Genomic DNA, 11,361 nt, shown 5'->3' with positions numbered 1-11,361 from the left:
GGGGGGAATGTGGCATGGCATGGCAAGACCTGCCCTATCAGGCGATGACCACACTCAGAAGCTCTGTGTCATATAGTCTACGGCGTCGGGGTAGATGCTGTCCTCGATGCTGGTTGTATGCACCTTTACCAGCTTGCCGCCTTCAACCTTGCTGATGAACTGGTGACCAAAGACCTGATGGGTCTTGCCGTTGAACACCTTGTCACCCTGCACGTGGGCAAGGCTTTCAGGCATCTCTGTCATCGCTTCTACAGCTTCGACAAACTTTTGCCGATCTGCCGGCCCCTGATAGCCTGCGGCTTCCATCCCTGCCTTGATGACATGCAAGGTTTCCCACACGCTGAACATATGCGCGTAGGTCGATACGTCTTTTGCGTCCGAAACCGACGCCCCGTTTGCATCCACCCCGACCGCGGCGCGATAGGCCACCTCGTGCTCGGACGCATCGGCCTGCTGGTTGCGGCAGTGGCCTTCCCAGAAATGGGTGCCCTCCAGAAATTCCAGACCCGGCGAGGCGATATCCACAGCCTCGAGCGAGTCGATGAAGCCAAAGATCTGCGGCTTGGCACCTAAGCCGTAAAACTCACCCAGTTCCTTCACGAAGGTCAGAACCGCAGGTCCGACCATGACGTGATACAGCACTTCGGTGTCATTGGGGATCTGCGGGAGATAGCGGGTAAAGCTTGTCTCGGTCGGCGGAACCGCAACCTTGGCAATCACCTCTCCGCCGCCCGCTTCGACCGCCGCAGAGAAAAAATCGCGGTGGTCATGGCCGAAGGCGTAATCCGGATACACCATCGTAACCTTCTTGCCCAAGTTGGCCAGAACCCAAGGGGCCATCGAGCTGACCTGCGCGCGCACATCGGTGATTCCGGGCTGCATCGTCCAGCGGTTCAGCATGCCGCTGGCAACGTGAAAGCCTTCCGAACAGACCAGATAGGGCACCTTCAGTTCACCCGCGCGCGGGGCAGAGCCGATGACGACATGGCTGAACAAGGGCCCGAAGATCAGGTCGCAATTGTGTTGGCTGGTGAGCTTTTCCACAACCTCCGCACCGCGCTTGGGGTCTGTCCCATCATCTTCGAACACAATTTCGACGGGCCGCCCGTTGATGCCGCCGGCATCGTTCACAACCTTCAGTGCGGCCTGTGCAGTGCGTTCATACCAGCGCCCGTAAGCGGCCCCGATGCCGGTGCGATGCAACTGAAATCCGAGCTTGATAGGGGCGGCCTGCGACCAGACAGGGGCTGCAAAGCCAGCCGTCAGCAATCCGGCACCCGCGCCCTTCAACACCGCGCGCCGCGAGGGGGCCATCCCGATGAGTTTTTGAGTCATGTCCAACATCTCCACTGTTGCGGGGCGCCTCTTGCGGGGCCTCGGAAAAACCTTTCGCCGGGACAAGCCATTTGTCCACGAATTTCTTAGCCTGTCCGCGCCGTAGACAACAGCCAAAGACCCAAAACGGTGTAGGCGACCATCAACACGGTCATCGGTGCATGCGCGATGGCTCGCAGATGGCCCACCATCCGCAAGGACAACACCACTGCGAGGAGATGTGCCGCAAGGATGGCGCCAAATTGCGCGGCATATATCATGGGCATGATCGTTTGATCGGTCAGAAAGCCGAAAGACACATAAAACGGCGGCAAGCCGAGATAAGCGTCACCGCGAAACCAAGGATCATTCAGCGCTGCCAACGTATATTGCCCCGCCGTCAACAGGGTGATCAGGTAGTGCGATGCATGGTATCCTGCTGCGATGGCCAGAAATGACAGCATCACCGGCCCGGCCGCAAATTCTTGGCCACCTAGTCTCTGGCCCAGTCGGATCACCGCCCAGATCGCGGTGACGGTCGAGGCCCACACGCATAGCAGCCCCAGAGTGTTGACCCAGATCACGGCCGATCGTCCCGTCGGCTCCAGCGGGTTCTCTCCGATGATACCGTGCCACCAAAAGGTTTCCATCAGCCCGTCAAACGTCAGCGCGGACAGAACCAGCGTTACAAAAGCCATTGCCGAGACCGACAACGGCGGCATGCGCAGCACCTGCGCGCCGGGCCAGCCCCGCATCAGCCGGGCGCGCGCCCCGTCGATTTCAAGCCAGACAGGCGAGACTTTGGCCAGATATCCCATCAGAACCGTCAGGAACTCGCCCTGTGCCAGCCAGTCCTCGCCCTCGGCCACAGCCAGAGCGAAAATGACCAGCCAATACGCCAAGGCCACCCAAGCCAGCACCGTCGGATCGTCGGGTGACATCGACATCAGTTGAAACCATGTGAACCCGGCAAAGCCGAGAACAGCGGGCCAGTAACCAAGGCGGTGCAGGCCAACCGCCCCTGTGCGCCCTATCAGGGTCCGGGCGATGCGCACCGGACCCGTCCAGGGGTTGAGGGGGCGCCACAGATTGCCAAACGCCATTGATGCAAGGGGCAGGGCTATCCACACGCCAGTCCAGAATACCAAGGTCATCAGATTGTGCATCGGGTCGCGCGCCCCGAACAGGCCCACCAGAACCAGCGCCAGAAAGCACAGGAACGACAGGTAGGATGACACGGTAAGGGGCACCCAGATTCGCCGCTCCAGTACCTGAACCGCGTCAAGCCGCGGCAGAGTGCGCGCCATTGCCCCCATGATTGCTGTTAAGGCAACCGTTAACGCGGCTCCGGCGATGTAATGCCCCGTTGGCAGCGTCAAGATTACCGAAGGCGGCAGGGCGCAGGCAAAGGCCGCACCTGGCAGGAGCGTCAGTGCCCCTGCAAGCGCCCTCATCTCAAGCCGTCCTCGCCCTTGACCTGACCAATCTCAAGTCCGCCCATGCGGGAATGAACCCGCCCCCCGCGCGCCATTGCCAAGGCGAACAGAACTTCACCGCTGCGGGGCCCGTCTTCGCAGGCGATAGTGATCGCATCGAAGCGTGAGCGCACATAGGCCGCGTTGAGATGGCCCAACGGAATATCAAGCGTGCTGCCCATCCCCCCGACCTTCATCGCCGAAGGCACGATAGCCCGGCATTCGCCCAGCCGCTCTCGCATCCCGTAACCCCCCGACACATGCCAGATAGCGCCATGTTCCGCCTCGCCCGCTTCGCCCACAATGGCCCCCTTGCCATAGGCGTCAATCCCGTCGCGCCCGCCCATTGCTGCCACCAGACGATCGGTCAGCATCAGGGCCAAGGGTTTGAGCGCATCCATCGCAGGCAGCAGGTTTTCTTCATAACGCCCGGCATAGGGGTTGCTGCAGATGGCATAGATCGCGCCGCGCAGCACCGGAAGGGTGGCGGCAGGGCCGCCTTCGTGCAGGATTTCCTCTATCTGGGTGGTGATCTTGCGCAGGACGAAATCAGTCAAAAGCAGGTTCCTTCAAGCGTAACGGGCCAAGCGTGCGTGTCTGAGGGTGCAGGAAAAGCGCGGCGGCTTCAATAAGTCCGCGCTGGTGAAAGTCTGCGGCCGCCATCTCGCCCGCGTCAAGCGCCTGCGCAATGTCTTCAGCCGTCAGGCCGAAGACGGAAACAGTCACCAGCCGCGCCCCCAGATCACTCTCGGCCTGCAGGTCTGACGCGGGTTGGCGCAATATTCCCGGATGATCGGGCAGGTCAACAGCATTGGCAATCATCGTGGCCGCTGCGTCCGCCTCTGCCGCTGTTCTGGCAAGAACAGTCACTGAATCGGCAATCCCCAGGGACCAGCTTCGTCCGCGCCAACCGGATGTGGCAATGCCGCGCACCGCATCTTCGGCCCGCACTGTCACGCGGGCCGGCAGATCTGATCCGACCGCAACGGCGCAAGTCAGGCTGTGACCGGGCGCGAGGTGCAAGGCGATGTCGCCGCCATTGTTGACATAGGCGCGCGTGATGCCATCGATGGCGACCTCTGCACAGATCGCATCCGCCACAGCGCCCGCCACTGCCGCCATCGGTGTGATGAACTTTGGTGCAAAATGTCTGGTCGCTGCCGCCATCTTGCGCGCAACATGGCCTGTCGGCTGCCCGCCTTCTTGGCGCAGAAGGGGAAGCTCTGACACCAATTCCGCAAGAATAGAGCCGAATCTTGCTGACGCGCGCCGCTCTGCCTCGGCAGTCGCCATCGGATCGCCCCAGGTCTGGAGGATAAGATCAATCGGGCCGTGGTGAAGGTGAAGCCGACCGTCCGGCAGCCGGGCGATGACGGCTCCGGTCATGGACCGCGCGCGGGTGGCGGCTGGATACGCGCCTCTACCTGATATTCGCCTCCCTCAAGACGGGTCTGTGCAAGATCGCGTATGGCATCTTCATGCCCCCCCATCGCCAGATACGCCGCACGGGGCAGGGTAAATTCGAGCGGCGCGACAAGTGCGGGAGTCGGCACATAGCCAAAGGCACCCGCAGGCAGGCGCGTAACATCCACCATGAAGGTGATGCCGCCGCCGGGCCAGACATAACAGTCCGCCCCTCCGCTTGTCAGTCGGGTCTCTCCGGCCTGCACCGACCGGGTAAGCCGCACCGGGTTTTGTGTGACCCCGGCCCGCAAAGACCCTCCGGCACCCCCGATGAACAGCACAGTGCAAAGCGAGGGCTCGCAGTTTTCGTCGATCATGGCGACTGTCGCCCGCAGCGCCTCTGGCAACGGCTGCTTTTGGGGTGTCAGGCTCTCATCAAGCTCGTAATAGGCATATTCCTCACCGGTCGTAGACACCATAAGCAGGCGCAAGCCCGGTCTGGCGCCGCGCTTGGCCTCCCACGGGGCCAAAATGTCCAGCGGATCGCTGAGCTTGGTTCCACCCCAGCCAAGCCCGGGTTCGGAGACGCGGAAATAGCGGCCCGGTGTGGACCGATGGCCTTTGATCCGGATGCCTGTCGGCTGCCAGCCCAGCACCTTTCCGGCCTGATGTTCGCTGACAACTCCGGTGATGTGGTCATCGACCACCACCACCTCATCCACAAGGCCCACCCATTGGCTTGCAAACATGCCGATTGTGGCCGACCCGCAGCCTACGCGCATCCGTCTTTCCGGTCTGCCATCGACGATGGGGGGCTGACCCGCCTGCACGGTCACGCTTGAGCCTCCGTCAATTGTCAACGCTACCGCCTTGCCATTGCAAAGGGCAAGAAGGGCGGCACAGGTGATCCGCCCCTCGGCCTTGCTGCCGCCTGTCAGGTGCTGCACCCCGCCGAGGGACAGCATCTGGCTGCCATATTCGGCGGTGGTGATATGGCCTACCGCTTCGCCGTCCGCCCGCACGATGGCGCCTTCGGGCCCCAGATGCCGGTCGGTGTCGATCTTCACCTTGACCCCGCAATAGGAAAAGATTGCCTCTGTCACCACGGTGACCATGTCGGCCCCTTCGATGCTGGAGGAGACGATGAACGGTGCAGGCTTGTAGTCGGGATATGTCGTGCCTGACCCTATTCCCGTTACAAAGCTGTCGGCGGGAAAGGGTTCTCCCTGCCAGTCGCGGGTGGCAAAGGGCACGATGCGCCCCCCTGTCTCGACCGTTCGTGACAAAAGCACCACCGGATCAGTGCGCAGGATGCGGCCATCGACATTTGCATAGCGGTCGCAGGCACCCGTCTGGCCCGGTGCGATGTAGCACATCACCGGGCAGGCATCGCAGCGAATCTTCTCAATATTCTGGTCGGCCATCATGCCCCCCTGAGTGCCGCAAGCACGCGATGCGGCAAGGCAGGCACCTGTGCCAACCGTATGCCCGTTGCATGGCGGATTGCGTTCAAGATCGCAGGCGCGGTGGGGATCAGCACATGTTCACCCAGACCTTTCGCACCATAGGGGCCTTCAGGGTCGGGCACCTCTATCAACAGGCTTTCGATCGGGGGCACGTCACCGATTGTCGGGATCAGATAATCGTGCAGATTTTCCGTGCGGCCCGGCAGATATTCTTCCATCAGTGCAAGCCCGATGCCTTGCGCGACTCCGCCCTCTATCTGCCCTGTGGCAAGCTGCGGGTTGATCGCGCGACCCACATCATGCGCCGCCGTGATCTTCAGCAGTCGGATCGTGCCAAGCGCAGCATCGACCTCCAGCTCCACCATCTGCGCACCATAGCCGTAAACCGCATAGGGCGCGCCCTGGCCGTTTTCATCCAGCGCCGATGTGGGCGGATCATAGGTTTCTTCGGCGCACAGGACATAGCCATGCCGATCCACAGGCAGGCTTGCCAGATCGAGCAAGCGCCGGTCTTGCCCCTCGGCAATGTGCAGGTTTGCCCCGATCACCGACAAACTCGCGCCCTCTCCGGCATTCGCCAGTCGCAAGATCTGCTGCCGCAATGATTCTCCGGCAGCCTTTGCGGCGCGACCCGTCACGTAGGTCTGCCGGCTGGCAGAAGTTTTGCCTGCGTCGGGCGTCAGGGCTGTATCGGGACCGATGAGGGTGAACTGGGTTAACGGCAGACCCACCGCCTCCGCTGCGATCTGGGCAATCACGGTATTGGACCCCTGACCGATATCGGTCGCACCCTGATGAAGGAAAACACGGCCCTGCGGCGAAAGACCGATGCGGATCGTCGACGGGTTCGGAAGCGCCGTATTCCCGCAGCCATACCAGCAGGACGCCACCCCGACGCCGCGCCCTCGACCCGTCTCTGCCAAGGCGCGCTGCCAGTGGGGGCGCAGCGCTGTCAGGCAGGCATGAATACCTGCCGAATTGACAAGCTGTCCGGTCGCCGTTTCATCGCCATCGCGCAGCGCGTTCAGAATGCGAAACTCCAGCCTGTCCAGCCCTGCCTGCTCTGCCAGCGGGTCAAACAGCGTCTCCTGCCACAATGCGGCCTGCGGCACCCCGAAGCCGCGAAATGCTCCCGATACCGGCCCGTGGGTGTGGATGGCGCGGGCGCGTGCCATGACATGCGGTGTGCGGTAAGGTCCGGTCACATGCACTGGCACCCGATTGGCAACCGTTGGCCCCCAACTGGCATAGGCGCCCGTATCAAAGCGGCCTTCAAAGACCATGCCGGTAAGCCGTCCACTGGCATCGCAGCCGATGCTGCCCTGCATTTCCGACGGATGGCGTTTGGTCGTCGAAACCATGCTTTCTTGCCGGGAATAAATCATCCGGCATGACCGCCCGGTCTTGAGTGTGACCAACCCGATCAAGGGCTGCAGGCTGAGGTCGAGTTTGGAGCCAAATCCGCCCCCAACAGCAGAGGGGATGATCCGCACGCGGTCTTGCGGCAGCCCCAGAACCAAGGCGGTGTCATCCCTGTCCATCACCGGGGCCTGGGTGCAGGCGCGGATAGTCAGAACATCGCCTTCCATCCAGGCGGCGCCGGCTTCGGGCTCTATATAGGCATGTTCCACAAAGCCGGTCTGCATTGTGCCGCTGACAACATGTGCAGACCCGGCAAGCGCCGCAGGCGCATCGCCCTTACAGACGCGGCCTTCGATCAACCGGTTATTCGGGCGATCAGGATGCACAAGCGCCGCGCCGTTCGTCTCGGCCTGTGCTGGCGTTGTAAGGGCGGGCAGGGGTGTCCAGACGATTGGAAAACCGCTCAGATCCGGTGTTGCCCAGGGCTCGTAAGCAACGAGGGCCACACATTCACCGCGAAATCGCGCCGGGCTTTGGGCGATGGCGGGTTGATCTGCGAAAGCGGGGATCACGCCAAAGGCATTGCGGCCGGGAATATCTTCGGCGGTGAAGACCGCCGCGACACCCGGCGTTTTGCCAAAGCCAGCCAGATCGCCAAAACGGAACTCCGCATGCGCATGAGGAGACCGCACGGCAACCACCATGAGCGCATCCGCGGGGGCCTCATCCGCGCCGAAACTGTCCCCGTGCACTTTTGCCGCCCCGTCCAGCCGTGGCACAGACACGCCAACCGACCCGAAAACAGGCTCTATGTTAGCAGAATCAAGGATCGCGGCGATGATCTTGCGATAGCCCGTGCAGCGGCACAGAATACCGCCAAGGGCTTGCTCTACCTGAGCCGCTGTCGGGGCGGAGGTGCGGCGCAACAGATCAACCCCCGCCATCAACATACCTGGCGTGCAGATGCCGCATTGTGCTGCGCCGTGGCGCAAAAAGGCGGTGCGCAGCCTGTCGAGATCAGCCGCTTGCGACTCGACCGTTTCCACATGCGCGCCAGACACCCGCGCCGCCGGAACCAGACAGGCGCAAACCTGCGCGCCATTCACCAAGACTGTGCAGGCCCCGCAATCGCCTGCATCACACCCGACCTTGGTGCCCTTTGTCCCCAGATATTCGCGCAGAACTTCGGTCAGGCGCGTGCCGGGGGCGGCGGTGCTGGTGACACTTTGGCCGTTGAGCGTGAAGCTGATCATGCCAAAGCCTCTTGCACCGCGCGCCGCACAAGTTCCGTCGCCGCTGCCACACGGTAACCGGCGGTTGCCCGTATATCGTCGATCGGGGAAAGTGCCGCCGCAACATCCGCCGTGCGCACCAACTCTGCCGCCGACGCCGCCTCTGCGCCGAGAAGCGCCCGTTCGACTGCGGCAAGACGCTGCGCAACGCCCGAGCAGGCCCCGACCGCGATGGCGGCAGCGCTGATTTGGCGATTGGCAAGTTCTAGTCTAGCGGCAACCATCGCGATGGAAATGACCAGATACGCCCTTGCACCCAGTTTGACAAAACTTGACCGCCCTTGGGCAGAGCCGGCGGGAAGGATGATCGCCGTCAACACCTCATCAGGCTTGCGCAGGGTCTGGCGTGGCCCGACAAGAAAGCGCGACAAGGGCAGACGGCGGGTCTGGTGCGGGCCTGCCAGTTCCACCTCGGCGTCAAGGGCGAGCAAAGGGGGCACCCCGTCTGCCGCCGGTGAAGCGTTGCACAGGTTGCCGCCGATTGTTCCCGCGTTTTGCACTTGCCGTCCGCCGACCTGTCGTGCGGCCTGTTGCAGACAGTGCAGCGCAGGCGGCAGATCGGCCTCGGCTATTGCGGTCCATGTTGTGCACGCGCCGATACGGATGTCGCGATCCTGTGAAATCCCGCTCAGCGCGGAAATCGCCGTGATGTCCAGCAAATCACCCTGAAGCGACGTGCCCGCGCCGGGGTAAAGGTCTGTGCCGCCTGCCAGAATTTTGCGCGGCGATTGTGCGATCAAGCCGAGAGCTTCGCTCAGTGTCTGTGGCTGCGCATAGCCGCCCATGTCTTTCCCCGCTGCAACCCGAGGGCAGAGTGCGACCGCAGGGGGCGCGCTGTCAACGGCGCTGCGAAGGCCGGATCAGACCTCCATCGGTCGTTTTCGGTTCAGCGCGGCTTTGGCGCTGAACCTAGGCTAGACCTGAATGCGCGAGGTGCTTGATGTCGAATGACCCCCTGTTGACGCCCTATAAGCTCAAGCATCTGACCTTGCGCAACCGGATTATGACCACGAGTCACGAACCGGCCTATCCCGAAGACGGGATGCCGAAAGACCGGTATCGGCTCTATCATCTGGAGCGTGCCAAGGCCGGAGTGGCACTGACCATGACGGCTGGATCGGCGGCTGTGTCCAAGGACAGCCCCCCTGTGTTCAACAATATCCTTGCCTATAAGGACGAGGTTGTGCCGTGGCTCAAGCGGCTGAGCGACGATTGTCACGAAGCGGGCGCCGCGGTGATGATCCAGCTTACACACCTTGGTCGCCGCACCCGATGGGACAAGGGGGATTGGCTTCCGGTGGTTGCTGCCGGGCCATCGCGAGAGCCCGCTCACCGCGCCTTTCCCAAGATCGCGGAAGATTGGGACATTGACCGTATCATCCGCGACTATGCCGATGCTGCCGAACGGATGCAGGCTGCTGGCCTCGATGGGGTGGAATTCGAGTGCTACGGCCATCTGATGGATCAATTTCTCTCGCCGCTCACCAACGGCCTTGATGCGCCTTATGGTGGCAGTCTCGAGAACCGTGCGCGCTTTGCGATGGAAGTTCTGTCTGCCTGCCGCAAGCGGGTGGGAGAGCGGTTTTTGCTGGGCGTCCGCTATACGGCCGATGAGGGCGTGCAAGGCGGGATCGATGCCGACGAAGGCATTGCCATCGGCAAGATGTTCCGCGACTCGGGCCTTGTGGATTTCCTGAACATTATCAAAGGGCGCATCCATACCGACCCCGCGATGACCGATGTCATTCCGATTCAGGGCATGCGCTCTGCCCCGCATCTGGATTTTGCGGGCCGCGTCCGCGCTGAAGTGGGGCTGCCCACCTTTCATGCGGCGCGCATTCCCGATGTGGCGACCGCACGCTATGCTGTGCAGTCGGGCCAACTTGACATGGTGGGGATGACGCGGGCGCATATGGCCGACCCGCATATCGTGCGTAAAATCGCCGAAGGTCGCGAGGAGGATATCCGCCCCTGCGTTGGCGCGACGTATTGCCTTGACCGGATTTATCAAGGCGGCATGGCCCTTTGCATCCACAACCCTGCGACGGGTCGTGAAGAAACCATGCCGCACAGCATTTCCCCTGCGACCGAGCAAAAGCGCGTGGTGATCGTCGGTGCCGGACCTGCAGGTTTGGAGGCCGCGCGGGTGGCTGCCGAGCGCGGTCATCAGGTCACCGTTTTCGAAGCTGCCGATCAGCCCGGCGGGCAGGTGCGTCTGACCGCGCAGACCAAGCGACGGGCAGAGATGATCGGCATCATCGACTGGCGCATGGCACAATGCGCCGCGCGCGGTGTCGCCTTTCATTTCAATACCTATGCGGAAGCTGAAGACGTGCTCGGCCTGTCGCCGGATGTCGTGATCATAGCAACCGGAGGCATGCCTGAAACGGCTGCGCTGGAATATGGCAATGATCTGACGGTCACGGCTTGGGATATCCTCTCGGGCGATGTGAAGTCAGGTTCCAACGTGCTGCTTTATGACGACGCCGGCGATCACACCGCCCTGCAGGCTGCACAGCGGTTGGCAGAGGCAGGTGCCGCCGTCGAGGTGATGACGCCCGACCGCAGTTTCGCCCCCGAAGTCATGGGAATGAACCTTGTTCCCTATATGCGGGCGCTCCAGGACAAGCCGGTGACCTTCACCGTAACCTATCGCCTGCGCGGGGTCGCGCGCGACGGGAACCTGCTGCGCGCTGTGATCGGTTCAGACTACATGGACGTTACCAAGGAACGCCATGTCGATCAGGTTGTCGTCAATCATGGCACGCAGCCTTTGGCAGACCTCTATTTCGCGCTGAAGCCTCTGTCACAAAACAAGGGTGCGCTGGACTATGACGCCCTGATTAAAGGCCTGCCGCAGCCGAAAGGCGATGGTCCGCCCGGCTTTGCGCTTTATCGAATCGGTGATGCCGTGGCGTCGCGCAATACCCACGCCGCAATCTATGATGCCCTGCGTCTGACCAAAGATATCTGACAGCGCTGCCCAAGGCGTGACCAAAATGCCTTGAAACACAGGGTTCGCAGCCTTTTTCTGTGCAACGCTCTTGA

Annotated in this window: 8 protein-coding genes; 1 reads left to right on the top strand and 7 read right to left on the bottom strand. The window is 62.2% G+C overall.

The window, feature by feature from the left end; translation table 11 throughout:
• Positions 1 to 54: 54 nt before the first annotated feature.
• The 7 genes from G3572_RS09475 to G3572_RS09445 all read right to left on the bottom strand — a co-directional run bounded on the left by G3572_RS09475 (position 55) and on the right by G3572_RS09445 (position 9,098).
• Positions 55 to 1,335, bottom strand: a complete 1,281-nt coding sequence (locus G3572_RS09475; protein WP_164611105.1) for an ABC transporter substrate-binding protein — start codon at positions 1,333 to 1,335, stop codon at positions 55 to 57.
• Positions 1,336 to 1,421: 86 nt separating this feature from the next.
• Complete coding sequence (locus G3572_RS09470) at positions 1,422 to 2,768, bottom strand: hypothetical protein (protein WP_164611103.1); 1,347 nt, start codon at positions 2,766 to 2,768, stop codon at positions 1,422 to 1,424.
• Entirely contained in the window at positions 2,765 to 3,346 is a 582-nt protein-coding gene (locus G3572_RS09465) for an amino acid synthesis family protein (RefSeq protein WP_164611101.1), read from the bottom strand. The genes G3572_RS09470 and G3572_RS09465 overlap by 4 nt, the downstream gene beginning before the upstream one ends.
• Positions 3,339 to 4,175, bottom strand: a complete 837-nt coding sequence (locus G3572_RS09460) for a UPF0280 family protein (RefSeq protein WP_164611100.1) — start codon at positions 4,173 to 4,175, stop codon at positions 3,339 to 3,341. The genes G3572_RS09465 and G3572_RS09460 overlap by 8 nt, the downstream gene beginning before the upstream one ends.
• On the bottom strand, positions 4,172 to 5,617 hold the full coding sequence (locus G3572_RS09455; protein ID WP_205518654.1) for a 6-hydroxynicotinate reductase: 1,446 nt from the start codon (positions 5,615 to 5,617) through the stop codon (positions 4,172 to 4,174). The genes G3572_RS09460 and G3572_RS09455 overlap by 4 nt, the downstream gene beginning before the upstream one ends.
• A complete protein-coding gene (locus tag G3572_RS09450; RefSeq protein WP_164611096.1) occupies positions 5,617 to 8,274 on the bottom strand; it encodes a molybdopterin-dependent oxidoreductase in 2,658 nt (885 codons plus the stop codon). The genes G3572_RS09455 and G3572_RS09450 overlap by 1 nt, the downstream gene beginning before the upstream one ends.
• Positions 8,271 to 9,098 carry an FAD binding domain-containing protein gene (locus tag G3572_RS09445; RefSeq protein WP_164611094.1) on the bottom strand — a complete coding sequence of 276 codons (828 nt, stop codon included), beginning with the start codon at positions 9,096 to 9,098 and terminating at the stop codon, positions 8,271 to 8,273. Before G3572_RS09445 ends, G3572_RS09450 begins: the two co-directional genes overlap by 4 nt.
• A 155-nt stretch (positions 9,099 to 9,253) precedes the next feature.
• Here G3572_RS09445 and G3572_RS09440 point away from each other — a divergent pair, with 155 nt between their 5' ends.
• The gene (locus tag G3572_RS09440; protein WP_164611092.1) at positions 9,254 to 11,287 is read left to right on the top strand and encodes an NADH:flavin oxidoreductase; all 2,034 of its coding nucleotides are present in this window, start codon (positions 9,254 to 9,256) and stop codon (positions 11,285 to 11,287) included.
• Positions 11,288 to 11,361: the final 74 nt, after the last annotated feature.

The organism is Pseudotabrizicola algicola (genome assembly GCF_010915705.1).
Classification (GTDB): Bacteria; Pseudomonadota; Alphaproteobacteria; order Rhodobacterales; family Rhodobacteraceae; genus Pseudotabrizicola; species Pseudotabrizicola algicola.
This window is presented reverse-complemented; position numbering and strand designations above follow the sequence as displayed.